At 40.2% G+C, this 19,668-nt stretch carries 19 protein-coding genes; 7 read left to right on the top strand and 12 right to left on the bottom strand.

Features of this window, described 5'->3' with window-relative positions; translation table 11 throughout:
* Positions 1-37 precede the first annotated feature (37 nt).
* Complete coding sequence (locus PTI45_RS08090; protein WP_069327105.1) at positions 38-1,294, top strand: MFS transporter; 1,257 nt, start codon at positions 38-40, stop codon at positions 1,292-1,294.
* A gap of 119 nt (positions 1,295-1,413) precedes the next feature.
* Here PTI45_RS08090 and PTI45_RS08085 read toward each other — a convergent pair whose 3' ends face one another.
* Complete coding sequence (locus tag PTI45_RS08085) at positions 1,414-2,058, bottom strand: O-methyltransferase (protein ID WP_069327051.1); 645 nt, start codon at positions 2,056-2,058, stop codon at positions 1,414-1,416.
* Positions 2,059-2,373: 315 nt separating this feature from the next.
* Here PTI45_RS08085 and PTI45_RS08080 point away from each other — a divergent pair, with 315 nt between their 5' ends.
* Positions 2,374-3,534, top strand: a complete 1,161-nt coding sequence (locus tag PTI45_RS08080) for a THUMP domain-containing class I SAM-dependent RNA methyltransferase (RefSeq protein WP_069327050.1) — start codon at positions 2,374-2,376, stop codon at positions 3,532-3,534.
* A gap of 53 nt (positions 3,535-3,587) precedes the next feature.
* Positions 3,588-5,603: an LTA synthase family protein gene (locus PTI45_RS08075; RefSeq protein WP_069327049.1), complete on the top strand. Its 2,016-nt coding sequence runs from the start codon at positions 3,588-3,590 to the stop codon at positions 5,601-5,603.
* 201 nt (positions 5,604-5,804) lie between these two features.
* Here the strand turns inward: PTI45_RS08075 and PTI45_RS08070 are convergent, their stop codons facing one another.
* The 6 genes from PTI45_RS08070 to PTI45_RS08045 all read right to left on the bottom strand — a co-directional run bounded on the left by PTI45_RS08070 (position 5,805) and on the right by PTI45_RS08045 (position 11,217).
* Entirely contained in the window at positions 5,805-6,056 is a 252-nt protein-coding gene (locus PTI45_RS08070; protein ID WP_069327048.1) for a YuzB family protein, read from the bottom strand.
* Between the two features lie 24 nt (positions 6,057-6,080).
* Positions 6,081-6,383, bottom strand: coding sequence for a heme biosynthesis protein HemY (locus PTI45_RS08065; RefSeq protein WP_069327047.1), 303 nt, complete (start codon positions 6,381-6,383; stop codon positions 6,081-6,083).
* Between the two features lie 307 nt (positions 6,384-6,690).
* Positions 6,691-6,951 (bottom strand): hypothetical protein, encoded by a 261-nt coding sequence (locus PTI45_RS08060; RefSeq protein ID WP_069327046.1) that lies wholly within the window; start codon positions 6,949-6,951, stop codon positions 6,691-6,693.
* Between the two features lie 222 nt (positions 6,952-7,173).
* Positions 7,174-7,812 (bottom strand): class D sortase, encoded by a 639-nt coding sequence (locus PTI45_RS08055; RefSeq protein ID WP_069327045.1) that lies wholly within the window; start codon positions 7,810-7,812, stop codon positions 7,174-7,176.
* Between the two features lie 6 nt (positions 7,813-7,818).
* Positions 7,819-9,810, bottom strand: a complete 1,992-nt coding sequence (locus tag PTI45_RS08050) for a hypothetical protein (protein ID WP_069327044.1) — start codon at positions 9,808-9,810, stop codon at positions 7,819-7,821.
* Positions 9,811-9,840: 30 nt separating this feature from the next.
* Positions 9,841-11,217, bottom strand: a complete 1,377-nt coding sequence (locus tag PTI45_RS08045; protein WP_069327043.1) for a hypothetical protein — start codon at positions 11,215-11,217, stop codon at positions 9,841-9,843.
* A gap of 290 nt (positions 11,218-11,507) precedes the next feature.
* Between PTI45_RS08045 and PTI45_RS08040 the strand changes: the two genes are divergently transcribed.
* The 4 genes from PTI45_RS08040 to mtnK all read left to right on the top strand — a co-directional run bounded on the left by PTI45_RS08040 (position 11,508) and on the right by mtnK (position 16,493).
* Positions 11,508-12,599, top strand: coding sequence for a sugar ABC transporter substrate-binding protein (locus tag PTI45_RS08040; protein ID WP_069327042.1), 1,092 nt, complete (start codon positions 11,508-11,510; stop codon positions 12,597-12,599).
* Positions 12,600-12,707: 108 nt separating this feature from the next.
* Positions 12,708-14,237: a sugar ABC transporter ATP-binding protein gene (locus PTI45_RS08035; protein WP_069327041.1), complete on the top strand. Its 1,530-nt coding sequence runs from the start codon at positions 12,708-12,710 to the stop codon at positions 14,235-14,237.
* Positions 14,234-15,220 carry an ABC transporter permease gene (locus PTI45_RS08030; RefSeq protein WP_069327040.1) on the top strand — a complete coding sequence of 329 codons (987 nt, stop codon included), beginning with the start codon at positions 14,234-14,236 and terminating at the stop codon, positions 15,218-15,220. The genes PTI45_RS08035 and PTI45_RS08030 overlap by 4 nt, the downstream gene beginning before the upstream one ends.
* A gap of 64 nt (positions 15,221-15,284) precedes the next feature.
* On the top strand, positions 15,285-16,493 hold the full coding sequence (gene mtnK / locus PTI45_RS08025; protein WP_083243411.1) for an S-methyl-5-thioribose kinase: 1,209 nt from the start codon (positions 15,285-15,287) through the stop codon (positions 16,491-16,493).
* Between the two features lie 135 nt (positions 16,494-16,628).
* Here mtnK and racE read toward each other — a convergent pair whose 3' ends face one another.
* From racE to PTI45_RS08000, 5 genes are all read right to left on the bottom strand, one after another.
* Positions 16,629-17,438, bottom strand: coding sequence for a glutamate racemase (gene racE, locus PTI45_RS08020; protein WP_069327039.1), 810 nt, complete (start codon positions 17,436-17,438; stop codon positions 16,629-16,631).
* Positions 17,439-17,519: 81 nt separating this feature from the next.
* On the bottom strand, positions 17,520-17,834 hold the full coding sequence (locus tag PTI45_RS08015) for a YtxH domain-containing protein (RefSeq protein WP_069327038.1): 315 nt from the start codon (positions 17,832-17,834) through the stop codon (positions 17,520-17,522).
* 126 nt (positions 17,835-17,960) lie between these two features.
* Positions 17,961-18,602 carry a helix-turn-helix transcriptional regulator gene (locus PTI45_RS08010; protein ID WP_069327037.1) on the bottom strand — a complete coding sequence of 214 codons (642 nt, stop codon included), beginning with the start codon at positions 18,600-18,602 and terminating at the stop codon, positions 17,961-17,963.
* A 168-nt stretch (positions 18,603-18,770) separates the two neighbouring features.
* On the bottom strand, positions 18,771-19,244 hold the full coding sequence (locus PTI45_RS08005) for a DUF86 domain-containing protein (RefSeq protein ID WP_069327036.1): 474 nt from the start codon (positions 19,242-19,244) through the stop codon (positions 18,771-18,773).
* A gap of 15 nt (positions 19,245-19,259) precedes the next feature.
* Positions 19,260-19,547 carry a Dabb family protein gene (locus PTI45_RS08000; RefSeq protein ID WP_069327035.1) on the bottom strand — a complete coding sequence of 96 codons (288 nt, stop codon included), beginning with the start codon at positions 19,545-19,547 and terminating at the stop codon, positions 19,260-19,262.
* Between the last annotated feature and the right edge of the window lie 121 nt (positions 19,548-19,668).

Raw genomic sequence — 19,668 nt, 5'->3', positions numbered from 1 at the left:
ACTATATGAATGGACTTTTTTAAGGAAGTGAAACATGATGCAAGCATGGAAAGTAAATTTGATCGTATTATGGTTTGGTCAATTTCTGGTTAATGCAGGAACCACAATGATCATTCCTTTTATAGCGTTGTACTTATCGCAAGATATTGGTGTGCAAGGTGAACACCGGATAGCGATCTGGTCCGGGGTTATTTTTGCTGCCAACTTTGTGACTTCATTTTTGTTTCAACCGCTATGGGGCAAATTGTCTGACCAATACGGACGCAAAGTCATGTTACTTCGCTCTGGATTCGGGATGGCGATTGTATTTACAGCCATGGGATTCGCAACTCAACCGTGGCATTTATTAGTCCTTCGTTTATTAAACGGAACCATATCTGGATTCAATCCGGCTTCGATATCATTGATCTCTAGCAGTACTCCCAAAGAAAAAATGGGATTTGCGATGGGAATCAGTCAGTCGGGAACGGTAGCCGGTAGTATACTTGGTCCGTTAATAGGTGGAATTATGGCAGATACTGTTGGATTCCGATCGATTTTCTATATTACAGGGGCATGTATTTTTATGGCGACATTGTTAGCGCTATTCCTTGTACGTGAGAAATTCGACCGTTTAGCTGCGTCTAAAATGCCTAAAGTATCGGTATTATCAGGATTCCGCGAACTAAGCTTAACCCCACAATTACCTGCATTATTTACAGTTACACTACTTCTGCAATTTGCAATGATTAGTCCGATGACGCTAATGCCTCTATATGTACAGAAATTACATGGTACAGCTGAAAATGTCGCCTTTTGGGCAGGGCTTGTCAGTGCAGTCACCGGATTATCTAATATGCTCATGGCTCCCATTTTGGGAAAAGTCAGTGATAAATATGGGGCGCATCGGGTGCTCACATTCTCGTTAATTGGAGCAGGGCTGATGCTAATTCCGCAAGCTTTTGTGCAGAATGTAGAGCAGTTAATCATTGTTCGATTTATGATGGGGATCTGTATGGGTGGATTATTGCCAAGTGTGAACTCATTAATTCGGTATTACACGCCAGATGGTATGGAAAGTCGAGCCTTTGGATTTAACAGCAGTACAACCGCTCTTGGAAATATGACAGGTGCAGTGATGGGTGGTGTCTTAGCTGGATTTATCGGGATTGAAGGGCTATTTATTATGGCTGGGGTCTTATTGTTACTCAATATGGTATGGGTACGCACCAAGTTATATGTGAAGCCAGGCGCATTGAAACATAATACTTCTTCCCCTTCCCAGTCTAACCCTAGCGATTATCATAAAAAGTGATTGGGATTCCGCAATATATCTCGCTATATGATGCACCAAGAACCCTCTGAATCTCTTCTATAGAATGTCTTGAAGAAATCAGAGGGTTCTTTTCTTATGAACTATAACGTTATACTAATCTATTTCACCATCGCTAATGCTAAACCGTCATAAGCAGGCAATAAAGTACCTGTTAATCTAGAATCAGTCACCATACGACGGTTAAATTCACGCACAGCTTGAACAGCAGGCCCATTTTTATCAGGGTTCAATGTACGACCACGTAGTAAAAGATTATCACCTGCAATAATAGCCCCCGGGCGAGCCAGCGTAATTGCATATTCTAAATAATTCAAATAATTTCCTTTATCTGCGTCGATAAAAAAGAAATCAAACTGTCTTCCTTCTTGCTTCAATTGTTCCAGACTATGAATTGCTTCACCAATCCGATATTCAACCTGCTCTCCCAAACCAGCAAGTGTCATATGTTGCTGAGCCAGAGCAGCATAATCGGCTTGCAATTCTAATGAAGTAATTGCACCTGTAGACGTTAAGCCTCTACCCAGACAGACACCGCTGTATCCACCAAGCGCACCGATCTCAAGTACTTGTTCTGCACGAGATAGTTGTACTAACATCGTCAATAATCGTCCATACCCTGGAGCTACAGATACTTCTGGCATTCCTTTTTCACGAATCGTTTGTTTAATTTGAATTAACAATGGATCTTCTTGAAGCAATTCATCCATATATTGTTCAGCATTGTAAGGCGAGTGTTCTGTCATTATGTTTACTTCTCCTTTGGATATCATGATCAAGATTTAGCATTTTATAGTCTGTTGATCATTTTGTTTGGTTTTACATGGCGTTAACCTGTTACAATAGAAATTAAAATCAATATGTGCGGAGTACCTTATCCTATACAATCACGTATATAAGCGCAATATCGTTTTAAAAATAGCGATATACCTTACAATTATGCTTATTTATTTTATTTATATTGGCATAGAAACGTTTGTAAGTATAGCCTCATTCACCTATACTAGATTGTATGGTTTTCGGAACTATCCTACAAGTTTAAATGGAGTTGACATTGTAAAATGAAAGATTTGAAATTAATAGCGACTTGTCCGATGGGACTTGAAGCTGTAGTCGCAAGAGAATTGAAATTACTCGGTTATGATGATACGAAAACTGAAAATGGACGTGTAACATTCAGCGGTGATTTTGCTGATATTTGCCGTTGCAATTACTGGTTGCGTACAGCTGATCGTGTATTGATCAAAATGGGTGAGTTCAAAGCCACTACTTTTGATGAATTGTTTGAAGGAACCAAAGCATTACCATGGGATCAATTTATCCCTGCTGACGGTGAATTTCCTGTATCCGGTCGTTCACAGAAATCTCAGTTAAGCAGTGTTCCTGCCAGTCAAGGTATCGTTAAAAAAGCGGTTGTTGAAAAGCTTAAATTAACCTATAACACCGAATGGTTCCCTGAAGATGGAGCATTGTACAAGTTAGATGTGTCTTTATACGATGATATCGCTTTGTTGACGTTGGATACAACAGGTCCTTCTCTTCACAAACGCGGTTATCGTAAACATGCAACTGAAGCTCCTCTTAAAGAAACATTAGCAGCTGCACTGGTGTTACTTAGTCGCTGGGGCCCTCATCGTCCGCTCTATGATCCGTTCTGTGGTTCAGGTACATTGCTGATCGAAGCAGCAATGATTGGCTGGAATATCGCTCCTGGTCTACGTCGTTCATTCCCTTCTGAAGGTTGGTCTATTATTCCGGATGAGTTGTGGGAACAAGCTCGTGATGAAGCCTATGATGCTGTCAAAGACGATGTTCCTTTGCAATTAGTAGGTAGTGACGTTGACCCTGAAGCAATCGAAATCGCTCAAGCTTGTGCGAAAAGTGCAGGGCTTGGTGACGAGATCGAATTTAAAGTCATGCCTGTAGCTCGTGTACAACCTCAAGGGAAATTCGGCTGTATTATCACGAATCCTCCTTATGGTGAGCGTCTAAGTGAAGTCAAAGAAGTCGAAAAAATGATTCGTGATCTAGGACGTGCAACCATCTATTTACCAGATTGGTCTGTATTCGTAATCAGTCCGACTCGTCAATTCGAACAATATTTCGGTCGTAAAGCAGACAAACGTCGTAAGTTATACAATGGACGGATTGAATGTCAATTCCTTCAATATCTTGGACCTTTGCCTCCACGTCAACCTAAAGCTGAAGCTTCAACAACGTAAATAACAATTTGTATAGATTGGATTTATTTTTTCAAACGTAAGGGGGTCTGGCTTTGCCATACTTAACTTCTCGTTCAGAGCGTGGCAGTTGGCTTGATCGCCTGAAGTGGCTTGTTTCGTTTACTCGAATAGATTATATAATTTTTCTAATCTTAATGCTGGTTAAATTAATGATTTTGCATAGTCATTTACATTTGCAAAATATTGATATGAATCCACTTGATGTGGTGACAGCGATTGGTTCTATTATGCTTGCCTCTTTTTGGACGATCTTTTTGCCATATCGTGGACGACTGATTGCTTTGATTGTGTTAGATGTATTATTAACTTTTTTGATTTTTTCAGATTTGGTCTACTTCCGTTATTTTCAAGATTTCATAACGATTCCTGTATTACTTCAAGCGGGTCAAGTGGATTCGCTAGGTGATAGCATCTGGGAATTGATTTATATGGAAGATATATGGATGTTTGCAGATTGGATCGTTTTGCTTCTGGTTGGAGTATTTCTAATAGGACGTCGTATCCGTAGACGCTCCAATCGATCTTATTCATCCAGTCGTCGATATTCATCAGCGTATACTCCATCTTTGCCTACACGTTTTTCCAAACGATTGGTACAAGGAATGATTGTTTTTGTACTTGGTCTGGTCTTAACGATAGGTCCGATTAAGTTCGCTACATCTACATGGGCAACTGGATTATTTGTAGGGAACTGGTGGAACATGTCTCTTTACAATGTAACAGGTCTACTGGCTTTTCATGGATATGATGCTTATCGGTATGCAGACGATCATTTTGGTCCTCAAGATCAATTGTCGACAGACAAAACGGATGAAGTTAAACAATGGTTCGATGCCAAACAAGCAACAAGATCCAAAGCAGGCGATGATGACCTATTTGGCGCTTACAAAGGGAAAAATGTGATCGTTGTTCAAGGCGAAGCTTTTATGAACTTTGTGATTGGTCAAAGTTATAACGGACAAGAGATCACACCTAATATTAATCGCTTGATGAAAAAGAGTATGTATTTCAGCCAGTATTATCATCAGACCGGTCAAGGTCGTACATCAGATGCAGATATGGCTTCTAATGCTTCTCTTCATCCGCTACCTACAGGTTCTGTATTTATCCGTTACCCTGATCATGAATTTGATACGTTGCCCAAAATACTTAAAAGCAAAGATTACAGTACCAATGTATTCCATGCTTATGAAAGTAGCTTCTGGAATCGATCGATCATGTATCAAAATATGGGATACGATACCTTTTACAGTAAACCAGACTTTACGATTGATGAACCTCTAGGATGGTCACTTGGTGACAAATCATTTTTCCGACAATCTCTTGATAAAATGGTCGAACTCAAACAACCGTTTTACTCTTTTTTGATTACATTATCCAGTCATCATCCATATAGCTTACCTGCTTCTGTACAAGAATTGGATATGGGCGATCTGACAGGAACGACATTTGGCGATTATATTCAGTCTCTCCACTATGTCGATGCTGCTCTCGGTGAAATGGAACAAGAAATGAAAGATAACGGCTTATGGGATGATACTATTCTTATGTTCTATGGAGATCATGATAATTCGTTAAAAGAAAAAGAACCGATGGAGGAATTCTTAGGTCGCTCCTTAACCGCTCTGGATATGGAACAACTGATGAACCAAGTCCCTATGCTTGTTCATTTACCTGACGATAGTCACGCAGGAACATATAATGAACCTACTGGGCAATTGGATATGACACCTTCGATTCTACATTTACTAGGTATTAACGCTAGCCCTTACTATCTGATGGGTAACGATATGTTCAATCAGAAAGAAGATAAGCTTGTGGTACTACGTACAGGTGCATTTACCGATGGTAATGTATTCTATATTCCGTCAGCAGATGGTATATTTGAACATGGTACTGCCTACGATATGAAAACACGTAAAGTGACTGACGTTGAGCAAGCACGTTCTAGCTATGATGAAGCGCAGAAGCGTCTGAATGTCTCGGACGAACTGATTACGTACGATCTGATTCGTCAATTTCATGAAGCCAGTACTACTGCCAAATAATTCATTTGAAATGGATCGATTGACATCGTTCTTCTAAGATCATATTCATAAATATCAAAAAAAGCCTTTGCGGATCATCACGTTAATGTGAGATCTACAAAGGCTTTTTGGTTATGCTATACAGCTATGCAATAGAAAGCACGTATCGCTCAATAACTTCATACTGATCGGTGCAATCTGTTGTTCCCCGTTGATTGCTGGTTATACCTGTTCTTGCGCTTGTACAGATGGTTTTTTAATAAACTTAGATGCTTTCTCTAGCACTTCATCTTCTGTAGGTGCGCTCACATAACGGCCATTAATATATACAAAAGCGCGCTTGCCACAAGGACCACAGTATGATTTACAGCCTATTTTAATTTCAGCATCAGGAGCCATTTTTTCCAACTTTGGAATCATTGTTTTGAGGCGAACATGATTGCACTTATCACATACGCGAATATCGTTAGCCATTATACTTTCCCTTCTCAAACGATCTTAGTGATCGCCATGATTGCCTTTGGAAGGGTTAGTGATGACGAAACCTTCTTCTGGCAAATATAAATAATCAATTTTAATACCATCTAACCAAGATTCATTAGGATCAACCGCTACATCGATTTCTTTATCTGTGCTTACTAATTCTTCTGCACCTTCAGGTTGTCCCAAGTCCATACCATAATGAACATGATCACCGTGAGAATTAGTAATAAATACGCGCAATTTTAGACCTTCATTTTCGGGTTTATCCAATTCAGCTTGAATCACTTTCGCTGCATTACGGGTAATTTTGACTTTCATAAGATCAGCTCCTCTTCATCGACTAGCCTGCTTATATGCAGGAACTATACTTGGAATATTCGACCATTATATTCTTTTTTGAAAAAGAAATGAACCCAACAATACTTTTTGGGTTTCATTTGTTATGAAATGTATGATCGGTTCAGATACTTATTCTGTAAACTCAACCTATACTATTGTATAGCTCCACTGCATAATACGCAAGACTAAGAGCGCTTAGAACCTCAAGCGCTCTTCATTTGATCCTACCATAAAAGTGTACTTTGCAAAGTGAGCTATGTTGCTATTGGCAACCGAATCACTTCATTTAGCGAACTTTCTTTTGCTCGTAAACAAAAGCTGTTTTGCGTTCCGCTCGACTTACAAACCAATTCATCATCAACAAAGTGACTCCAATATCATCTATAGGCATAAATGGCATCACATCAGGCAATACCCAATACGTTAACACTGGTATAAGAAATAATAATTTTTCTCCTAGAGGTAATTCCCGGGAGGTTAATAAGCTTGGCAATCTTTTAAAAACATGCGCCCATTGTTGTAGCGAAAAAAATCGATTCCATTTCACAATCCATCTCTCCCTTTTCTGTAGCAAACGATAATCACAAACACTTTTGATGTCTTACTCTAGTATTACGGTAAACTCATCTAAAAGTTTCAAAGAGATACAGCACCCGATATTATTTATAGATGATAAAATAAAAAAGCTTTCTTCGCTAAATGACACGAAGAAAGCTTAATCCTATGAAGTCGGATGATAAGTGATTAGCTTATATATTCTATTTATACGTTAAACTGGCTGTTGTATAAGCTTACCTTTGACAATAAGGCGATATTGACTGGAGTGATCAGGGTAGCACGTAATCAGCGTTACAATCGATTGTCCTCGTTCAGGTTGAAGAACTTGTACTTGATCCGGTTCTACAATCTGAATATCGTATACCTGATAAGCATATTTACCTGTAGAAGTCTGCAATTGAAAAGAATCTTGCTTGTTCAATTCATGCAGACGGTTAAAAAACTGACCATATCGACTTGAACGATGACCTGCAATCGAATAATTGCTGTTAAGCTTACCCACTTCTCCACCGCCACTAATATGACCCAAAGCAGATTGTAACTGCTCTGGTTCAGCACCTTCGACAACCGCTGTTTGTAGATCAAGCTTGGGGATACGTAGAATACCTTGTACCTTTAACCCGTCTACCGTTGTGGTTATTGATGTTTTTTGTTTCTTTGCACCCGTTTCACTTGAAACCGATTGAATCTTAGATTCTACTTCTGTACTTTGATCCAACCCGGTAGCAAATGTTTGTTTTAAAGATGCTTGTACTTGATTCGTATGCCAGTTGGAATACAAGGTATAGCCAATCGTCACTATACCTAACACTAACAATAACGTTCCACATCGAGCTACAAATTTGGACATTTCTATTCACCGTCCTTGACGATTAGAACGTAAAGAACGACGACGAACGATCCATCCGAAGATCATCATCAAAGCACCAAGCGTGTAAAGCATTGTCGAATCTAACCATTCTCCTGTTTTTGGCAACACAGATAATGAAGATGTGGTCATATCTGCTGTAACATCTGTGCTGTTAGCCGCTATACTCGCCGCAGTCACTATTCCTTTGGCTGGCTGAACAGAAGATTCTGTAGTCCATGCTACAGATTGTGGTATATCCGCAGATGCTGTAATTACACGATTCGGTTGATGATTGTTAATACTATCAGATGGGAATGCAGTTCCTTGCGTATCTTCTATCGTTACAGGTATAGGATTAGTAATAGAAGCTGTGGTCACTGTAGATAATCCAGTATTGTTAGGAAAAGGATTAGAGGTTGTATTATCACTAGATGATCCGACAGTTGGGCTACCACTATTACCTACCGATGAATTTCCATTATTTGTGCCTGAGGTGTCATTATTAGAACCTGCATTTCCAGTAGCATTATCATTGGTATTACCTGTATCGCCAGTAGTATTAGATCCGTTACCACTAGTTCCACCGGGAGTACCATTGTCGTTATTATTGCCATTGCTTCCATTATTCCCGTTATTTCCTGTGTTCCCTTCTGTTCCACTACCATTATCTGGTTGTTGAGGAATAGTAGGTGTATTGTTATCTGGATTGGTGTCATCTGGATTTTCTGTACTTGGTGTTGGAGTAAATGTTTCATTTTCCAGTACAGTCACATTGATACCAGGCAACACATTATCCAATAACCCTACTGAAATAAGGGAAGAATGATCTGTCTGACCTGCTGCATTTTGCTGACTGCTATTTTCCAAAATAGAAAGATCAATAGCATCTACAATCAGGTCAGTTGTCGCTACTTGCACAACCGCTTGTTGGTTAGTATTTGTAGTGTCAGTAGAAGAATCGCTGTTATCCAATACGCCTACATGCAAGTCGTCACCGATAATAGTATCGGTTCCACTTACTTCCACTACAGCTTCGTGGTTGCTATCTGTAGTGTCGGTAGAGGAATCACTGTTGTCCAATATGCCTACATGCAAGTCGTCTCCGATAATAGTATCGGTTCCGCTTACTTCTACTACAGCTTCATGGTTACTATCTGTAGTGTCGGTAGAAGAATCACTGTTATCCAATACACCTACATGTAAGTCGTCTCCAATAATAGTATCCGTTCCACTCACTTCTACTACAGCTTCATGGTTACTGTCTGTAGTGTCGGTAGTGTCGGTAGAAGAATCACTGTTATCCAATACACCTACATGCAAGTCGTCTCCTATAATAGTATCGGTTCCGCTTACTTCCACTACAGCTTCATGATTACTATCTGTAGTGTCTGTAGAAGAATTACTGTTATCTAATACACCTACGTGCAAATCTTCTCCTACAACAGTATCCGTTCCACTTATTTCCACTACAGCTTCATGATTACTATCTGTAGTATCGGTAGAAGAATCACTGTTGTCTAACACTCCTACATGTAAGTCGTCTCCGATAATAGTATCCGTTCCACTTACTTCTACTACAGCTTCATGGTCGTTGGTATTGCTATCAGTGGATTGATTTTGTTGATCCAATACACCAATATGCAAGTCGTCCGTTACGATTGTATCGGTTCCTGTCACCTCTACAGCAGCTTGATGATCTTGTTGATCTGTTGTCGTATTGTTGTGCTCTGGTAACACATCAACATTGAATTCATCACCGAGTATTGTATCTTCTGTCTCAATACTGATTACTTCATTCGATCCAGAAGAGTCTGTTGATGTTGTATCTTTATTTTCCAAAATACCTACATGAACAGCACTCGATGAAGAATCTTCATTGTGAAGATCAATTTTCAGCAATGCATCATTTGTTGAATCTGCTGATACTGTTCCTTGTGACCATCCCAATACCGCCGCTAGACAACCTGTCGCTACCATTGTTTTCATTGACCATCTCATTGTTAATCGCTCCCTTTAATTTTTATTTTTTCAAATAAAATAGGGAGCTTCTTGCGGTGGTTGTCCTGGTGGTGCATGTGTCCATTGATTACTGCCATGCTCGGATTGAGCACGGTACGTTAAAAGATGAATACGATAATGCTTCCAATTTGCCAAACGATTATTAACAAATACATTTTGCGAATTGGAAGGATTACTGTTACTAGACCATTCTGCTGAACTTGAAGAATGTGCAACGACTAATCCTTGCACGCCTTGAATATCAAGCCAAATCGCTGCGCTTGGAGAAACAGGTTCTGTTCCTTTCACATCTGAAATGAATGGCTTACTGGATGGTTCTGGTTCAACAGATGTCTGAATTGCCAACGCATCTGGATTTGATCCATCAGATACAGATTCATCTACTGGCAATGCTGTTGCATCTGATGATGTCTGAACAGATTGAACTTTTTCTTGAACTGGACTTGGAATCGTAGAAATATTTTTGGAAATAGATTTGGGTAGTGATGGAATTGAAGCTGGTATATCTTTATCGTTAGACTCATTGATCGGTGAAGATTGAACTGCCTCTGTCGATGGGGACTGCGTTGCAATATGAACCGATGGGACAGCAGGTTGAACCGGTGGCATAGCTGGTGTATGACTATCCGGATCACCTTGAGTACTATTTTTCTGAGAATGGTGAGTTGCAGTTGTATCTTTCGATGGATTCGGTGCTACGGAATCATCCGGTACCGGAGTAGGTCGAACGTCTACTGGAAGCTGCGGTACAATCGGCGGAAGATTGATCACCGGCACATCAGGAACAACAGGTACGACTTCGGGTATAACCGTTGTGGTTGTATCTACAACAGAAGTGACCGTATCCTCTACTGTTTTAACGGTAGAATCTAAGACACCTGTAACGGTATTAGTTGTGTTGTCTACAGTATGTTGCACAGTGTCTGTAACATTGTTCACCGTCTGATCTACTGCAGAAGTTACACTACCTAATACATCAGAAGATTGTCCATTAGCTGCTTGATCTACTTCTTGAATGACATTAACAGGTAGATCTACAACGTCTTTGACAATCGTAGTGGCATCTGTAGTGGCTTGATCTACTGTAGTAGATACTTGACTGGTTGTGTCTTTTACAGTGTTGGATACATTGTCTACTGTTTTGTCGACAGTATCTGTTGTACCTTTGACGGTATCTTTGACTACATTACTGATCGAACTGGTTGTGCTACTTAATACATTACCAACTAAGCTTGTTGTGGACTTCGCCGATTCATTTGTCGTCGATGAAGTCTGAGCAGTGGATGAATCAGAATTCGATACTTCTCCATCGGCATGAGCAATATCATGATGTGTAAAATAATACAAAAACAAAGCAATCAACAAAGCTAACACTCGATACTTCATAGGAGCTTTCACCTCCTTTCTATCGAAAGAATGTTGAGACAACGATGTTTAGACAACCAATCAAGCATTTAAAAGTTTAGTTACTTATATATTACCCTTTAGGTTACTGATTGATATCTAATTTTATACTTTTTTTATAGTAAATGTTTATTCTTATCGCGTACTTTTCGACAAAAATCATCAAATTACATAAAACCCATTGACATACTTGGTTTTAGCTTCTATATTAAATTTTAATATAATTAATTACTTGAAAGCTTTAAAGCGATTATGTACAGGGGGAAAAGAAAATGAAAAAGAGTTCAAAGTTAGCTAGCTTGCTTACATTAATGGTAGTTTTGGTAATGGCTTTAAGTGCTTGCGGTAATGGAGCGGCCAGTAATGATGCCACGGCTACAGGTTCTTCTGATCAACCACTTAAAGGTAAAAATATCGCTCTCATTATGCGTTTAAACAACGGAACTTTTTCAGCTCAATATGTAGATGGTGTAAAAAATCAAGTTGCCAAATATGGTGGAACCGTTACAGTCATTACAGCAGATAACGATCTGAGCAAAATGGCTTCTGCTCTCGATGCAGCTGTAAATCAGGGTGAGTTCGATGGAATCTTACTTGATCATGGAGACGCAGGTGCTCTTACAATGGGCGTACAAAAAGCAGTGCAAGCCAATATCCCTATCGTTGCTTTTGACTCTGCATTAGATGGCGTACAAGGCGTAACTAATCTGGCACAAAACGATCAGAAAATGGCGGAGTTAACGTTAGACCAACTGGCGAAAGATGCAAATGGTAAAGGCAATATCGTTAAAATTTGGGTTGCTGGCTTCCCTCCTATGGAATCTCGTCAAATTTCGTATAAAGCATTCCAAGCCAAATATCCAGATATCAAAGAAATTGCCGCTTTCGGTACAGCAGACAATGCTCAATTGGATGCACAGACACAAATGGAAGCTATTTTAAAACAATATCCAAATAAAGGTGATATTACAGCTGTCTGGGCAGCTTGGGATGAATTCGCTAAAGGCGCAACAAATGCAATCAAGCAAGCGGGACGTGATGAGATCAAAGTCTATGGTATTGATCTGAGTGATGAAGATTTGAATTTGATTCAGGATAAAAATAGTCCGTGGATCGCTTCAGCAGCTGTTGACCCGACAACAATCGGACGTGTACAAGTTCGTTATTTGTACCAAAAATTCGCTGGCAACACCAAAGATGAAAAAGTAGAATTGGAACCTGTCTATGTACAGCGTGATGATCTACCCAAAGACAAAAAAGTAACGACAGCAGATCTCAATGAATATGTAAAAGGCTGGGGCGAAAGTGATCAAGGGAATACTGATCAATTAAAAGCACTAGAAAAATCGGTGGCTGGACAATAATCCAAAAACATACATTCCTACTTTAATGTAGACCCACATTCCGGCGGTTTCTTAGGAGACCGATCCGGATTTTGTCTATACAGATATGGATGCGAAAGGAACAATCCCATGAATACTCCTCTACATGTCTCAACAGGTAGTCTAGTGATGAACGGCATCTATAAGTCATTTGCCAATGTACCTGCACTAACCGATGTGGAATTTACAGTAAATAGTGGTGAGATTCATGCACTACTCGGAGCAAATGGCGCAGGCAAAAGTACATTGATGAAAATTTTATCGGGTGCTTATACTTCTGACCAAGGTCATATTGTGATCAACGGTGAGCAAGTCAAGATCGATTCGCCAGCCGCCGCCAAGCAAGCCGGGATTCAGTGTGTCTATCAAGAAGTAGACACTTCGCTTATTCCCCAGTTGTCAGTCGCCGAAAATATTTTACTCAGTCATCTGACTTCTTCTCAAGGCAGTCCAATTCTGCATTGGAAATCTATTTATCAGCAAGCTGAAGCGATTTTGCAAAAGTTAGGATTTGCGATCTCTGCTCGTCAACAGGTGAGTGAATTGTCTTTAGCGGAAAAGCAGTTGGTATTAATCGCACGCATTATGGCAGAACAAGCTAAATTCGTTATTTTCGATGAACCTACAGCTCCACTGAGTATGGAAGAAGCCGAACGATTATTTACCATCATGGAAGGCTTGAAAGCACAAGGAATCGGGGTTATTTTTATTTCCCATCGACTGCCTGAAATTTTTAGAGTCTGCGATAAGATTACAGTGATGCGTGATGGCAAAAAGGTAAGTACTGTGGCTACAGCTGAGACCAATGCTAATGAAGTGGTACACTCGATGCTCGGTCGAGCTTTTGCAGAAAAATATCCCAAAACATTTGTAACGATTGGTGACCCTCTATTAACCGTATCTGATCTAGCAGCAGGTCGATATGTACAAGGGGTCGATCTGGAAGTTCGACGTGGTGAAGTTGTTGCTGTCGTGGGATTGGTTGGTGCCGGCAAAACGGAATTGTCTAAATTATTATTCGGCGCGGATCAACCCGAACGAGGCACAATTCAATTAAGCGGTCGTAACCTACATTCCAAAACGCCTTATCATGCGCTTACTTCCGGGATTGTGCTTGTTCCTGAAGAACGCCGTAAAGAAGGTATTCTGGTCAAAGAATCGGTGCTGCATAATTTAAGCTTACCTATTTTGAAAAAAATTACCCGTATGGGTATCGTCTCGAAAACTGCTGAAAAACAGCATGGTGATCAACTGATTAAGTCGCTAGGCATCAAAACGTCATCGGATCAGCAGTTAACGGGCTATCTTAGTGGAGGAAATCAACAGAAAGTAGCGATTGGGAAATGGATGCAGACAGATGCAGAACTTTTTATACTCGATGAACCGACTAAAGGCGTCGATATTGGAGCCAAACGGGATATTTTCAAAGTGATCGGAGAACTAGCTGGTCAAGGTAAAGGCATTTTATACCTTACGTGTGAATTTGAAGAAGCGATCGGGCTGGCTGATCGTATCCTCGTCATGTGTGATGGTAAAATCATGAAATCTTTTAACTATGGAGAAGCTTCACAAGAAGATTTGTTATATTATGCCAGCGCTGGCCGGGAGGAACTTGTATGAATCACAAAATCGCTCAATTCTCGTATCGTTATGGAGCTTTGATCTTTATCGGGCTTGTGCTACTCTTTTTCTCTATTTATAATCAACACTTTTTCACCTACAACAATATCAGCGATATTTTGCGTTCCATCTCAATTGTCACATTTGTTGCGATTGGGATTACGATTTCACTAACTGTAGATGGATTCGATCTCTCTGCGGGCTCGACCGTATCGCTCACGACTGTTGTAGTGGCAGCGATGATGGTCTGGCATCAGATGCCTTTGATTCTGGTATTGATTGTTCCTTTGATTATTGGCGCACTGGTCGGATTATTAAATTCTTTTTTGATTGTCAAAATTCGTATTCCTGATCTACTGGCTACACTAGCTGTGATGTATATAGTTAGCGGCATTCATAGAACGTATACAAAAGGGTATTCGATCTACAATAATATGCAATTTCAAGATGGAACCAAAGCACCCGGTGTGATGTTGGATTCATTTCTATGGATTGGTCAGGGTAAATTATTAGGTGTTCCTTTCCCTGTTATTCTAATGCTGGTCGCTGTGATTGGGATGCACTTATTCTTCAAATATACACGTGGCGGACGACAAATGATTATGACAGGTAGTAATGAAGAAGCGGCTCGCCTATCCGGTCTACGTGTGAATCGTGTGCGTACCCTTGCTTATGTAGCTTCCGGTGTATTTGCAGCAGTTGGCGGGATTTTATTTGCAGCTCGTGTCGGTTCAGGTCAGATTGATGCAGGATCGTCGATGCAAATGGATGCACTTGCAGCCGTATTTGTAGGCTACTCGGTATTTGGTGCAGGTCGTCCGAATGTTATCGGTACTTTTTTCGGTGCTGTGTTGATGGGAGTACTCGTCAATGGAATGACTATGCTTCATGTCCAGTATTACACTACAGATATTATCAAAGGAGCAGTACTTGTTCTCGCTTTGGCAGTAACTTTTGTGCATCGTAAACGTCAAAAAGTATAACTTAAAACGTTGGATCGGCTATAGGACATACTAAATACTTGATTTTTAAAGGAGGATATTCGATATGACCCTTTCTCAACCATCGTATGAAGCTCTTACAGAACATACAGCAATCACCCTTGCCAAAAAATTAGAGTTATTCGATAGCAATGCCGATCTGGTCTGTCATGAAATTGGTGATGGGAATCTTAATATGGTATTTCGGATCACAGAACCTGCTGCTCAGCGTGGCATTATTATCAAGCAAGCTCTTCCTTATGTACGTGTGATTGGAGAAGGTTGGCCTTTGACTTTGAACCGTGCTGTGATCGAAAGTGAAGCATTGCGACATTTCGCCAAACATGTACCTCAGTTTGTACCGGAAATTTATTATACCGATGCAGCTTATGCCATTACCGTTATGGAAGATCTGTCTCATCTCACTATTGTACGTACAGGGTTAGCCAGTGGTTCTACGTATCCGTTACTCTCCACCCATATTGGTGAATTTCTAGCAAAGACTCTTTTTGCAACATCAGACTTTGCAATGGGTCCGCAGGAAAAGCGTGAACTAGCACTACAATTTCACAATCCTGAATTGTGTAAAATTACAGAAAATTTTGTATTCACGTATCCACTATTTGACCATGAGACTAACGATGTAGAAGATATTTTGCGTCCTACGGCAGAAGCATTATGGAACGATCAAGTTCTTTTATTAGAAGCGGCGAAGTTGAAGCAGACATTTATGACCCATGCCGAAGCTTTGCTACATGGTGATCTGCATACCGGTAGTATTTTTGCCAGTGACGAAGAAACCAAAGTTATCGATCCTGAGTTTGCTTTTTACGGACCGATCGGGTTTGATGTAGGTCTATTTATAGCTAATACTCTATTGTCTGCACTGGCTCGTGAAGAAAGTGACCGAGCTGCACTGTTATTTCATATCACTCAAGTATGGGATGTATTTACAATAACGTTCTCCAATCTATGGCGACAGAACAACGTAGACGATTTTGCACAGGTTGAAGGTTATCTGGAATATCAGTTACAACATATTTGGGCAGATGCTGTTGGTTTCGCAGGAAGTGAGATCATTCGTCGTATTTTCGGTTTGGCTCATGCTCGGGATATTGAAGCGATCACAGAAGATGCTCACCGACTGGCTGTCAAACGCAATGCAGCTGCGCTAGGACGTGATTTTATAGTAAACCGTTCGTTATACGAAAGTCCTTCGCAAATCGTACAGGCGCTACAACAGGTCGTTAAAGGAGCATCTATCGTGCATATCTAACTTTTCAGATCACCATATCGTTTGAATGTAGAATAGATGAACAGCAGCATCAAAAAAGCTACCTCCAACTCTTCAAGAGTAAAGGTAGCTTTTTTATGTACTTTTGAATAGATGCAGAGATCCAAATGCTCTATACTACACCATTCGTGAGACTTGCCATAATACAGGAGTAAGCTTAATCTGCTCTCCTAGCCATTGACGGGCAATGTGTTGAAATATCTCTGCGGTGCCACTACAGAAAAATTCATGGACAGGCAACTCTTCAGTAAGCGCTAGCTTGCCTTTATTGTACAAAATAGTACTGATCTCACGTGCTGTTTCTTCGGCTGAATTGATCAACTTAACATCAGGGCCGACAGCAGCTTGAATCGCTTCATGTAGAAATGGATAATGCGTACAACCTAGAATCAGACAATCAATCGGATAACTACGTACAGGCGCTAACACTTGCTGTGCTACCTCATAAGCTTCATCGTCTAGAAATACACCACGTTCGACTAAAGGAACAAATTCAGGGCAAGCCTGACTGTATACCTGTATAAACGGTGATAATTGCTTCAACGCTGCTGAATATGCACCACTATTAATCGTTCCGACCGTACCAATAACGCCGACAAAGCCTGTTTTAGTTGCACTAATCGCTGCTCTTGAACCTGGATGAATTACACCGATTACCGGTATAGACACTTTTGAACTGATATGTTCTAAGGCTGCTGCCGTTGCGGTGTTACAAGCAATCACTATCATTTTAGGTTGAAAGGTCATTAAATAATTCACAATTTGCTCTGTAAATTCTCTAACTTCTTCGAGAGAACGAGGTCCATAAGGAGCACGCTCAGTATCTCCAAAATAAATGATTTTTTCGCGTGGTAGTTGTCGCATAACTTCTTTTGCAACAGTTAATCCTCCCACACCGGAGTCAAATATAGCTATCGGTTGTTGCACGTACATATCGCTTCCTTTTCGTAAACTGTACCTATTATACCGTATACACACATAGTCGCAAGTGAAAGATGTAACGTTGATTTAGACGCTGTAATTTCCTTTTGTTTCTGGGCCTTGTGTGTCGGCTTGTTCTGCTTTAAGAGCAGCCAGTTCTACTTTTACTTCTGCTGTTGCAATATTGATCTGTTCTTTCCAATCTTTGACCACACCGACAACTTCTCTACTCAACTCGGCGAGTTCACGACCTTTAGCTCCTGCAATACGAGCATTCGTAGAAATATCGGAACGCAGTTCACGACCTTGCTTAGGTGCAAGTAAAAGTGCTGTAGATCCTCCTACCAATAGTCCTGTCAAAATACCACATGTTAAACTTTTTGATTTGTTATGATTTGGCATTGTTATCTCTCCTTCGTTTCACTTATGTTTTCTATATGTGTATTACCCATACACCGCTTAAATATCCCACTTGTCTGCTGAGCATTATGCTACAACCCAAAAAGCAGACCTATAAGCTGTCTGCTTTTACTCAGAACTTGTCGATGATTGGGGTTGAAATTGAATCTGATAGACACAACAACGTCCACCTTTAGCAATACATTCTGTACGCTCTACATCAGCTTGCAACAATTGTTCAAATAACTGCTGTTCACACTGACAAGCAATATCATAACGATTAGCAATCTGGTTAATCGGACAGTTGTATTCGTAAATCGTATAATGATTCTCACTTTGTTGTTCATAACGAGCCATATAACCACCGTTATGCTGAATATCTGTTAACGCCGCTACTCGTTCTTGATGATCTTCAGTGTCGGCAATACTTTGATAACGAGATAATAACTTCTGCTTACGTCCTTCAAACAATCGAGTTACATCTTCTTCATCCAATTCACTCAACAAATCTAGCGCTAGCTGGTGATAATTATGCGGAAAATGTTCTTCTGCTCGTTCACTTAACCGAAAGCGCAAAAATGGTCTACCTGTCGGGATACGCACGGTTTCAGTAATCAGTAACCCTTCTTGATCTAACGTATGAATATGACGTCTTACCGCCATCTCTGTAATATTTAATTCCCGTGCTAGCTCAGATACACTGAAAGGTCCTTGTGTTTTGAGCATAATCATAATACTGCGCCGGGTCGATGGTTCCTGATGGGACTTCATCGTATGACCCCCTTGCTCTAAATTGAAATAAAAATGACCCCATCCGCTTTGTCAGCGAAAAGGGTCACATCATCCCTTTGTGTATTAACGCTATTGTAGCGTATCAACAGGGGGATGTAAATTCCAAAGCTATCTTTTCAAACAAGATATTTACAATCTTATTCCATATTATGTAGACGTAGAATTACCTGATGCTCTGTCTACATTTACTACAGTCAACGAATCTAATTCCTGATCCAGATACGTATACACACGTTGACCAAATTCTTTCAACACATGCACTAAAGGAGTCGTTAGTGGGTGCAGTTCTGTACGATTCCAATCATAATACTCCTGTACCAATGGGCGACGAAGGCGTACTAATGCAGTCAATGTCTCACCCATCGGCTGATCAATCACTTTCTCATCACGCATAATGTCTACGATATCGTCATAACTACTAGCATCCCGCATAATAAAGCCATCAATCAAATAACTGCCGATATCTGTGACACATTCAATCGCTAAATGAAGGGCTCGCTCTTGAACAAAACCAGAAATAAGACTGCTGTCCCAATGCGTAGACACTTGTTGTAATGCTTCACATACATCTTCTAGGGCTACAATTCTTCGTTCAATCTGTTCACGGTTTATATAGTACAAAAGAGTCACACCGCCTTAGTATTCGTAGTCTGCTGCTATTGAACTTTCTCTGACACTATTCATGTATTCAATGATTTTCACATGTTCTGGATGCACTTGATACGCTTGTAGACCTTCTAATGTCTCAAATGTAGCGGTCAAAGCTACATCATAAGAACGTTCTGTACGTAAAATATCTGCGCCAATCTCCAAAGCAATCAGTGATTCCACTTTGCCTTCCAAACTTCTCAATTTGGCTACGGTTTCATTTACAACTTCAGTTGTTGGATTTTTCAACTTAAATAAAACAATGTGTTTGATCATAACAGAATAGCTCCTTTGTATAGACAATAAGTTTCTTTCTTATCGTATCATAAATGAATTACAGATGCGCTGATAAAAAAAGCTGATACTCATAAAGAGTACCAGCTTTTTGGTCATGCTA

It is taken from the genome of Paenibacillus nuruki (genome assembly GCF_001721045.1).
Taxonomy (GTDB): Bacteria; Bacillota; Bacilli; order Paenibacillales; family Paenibacillaceae; genus Saccharibacillus; species Saccharibacillus nuruki.
This window is presented reverse-complemented; position numbering and strand designations above follow the sequence as displayed.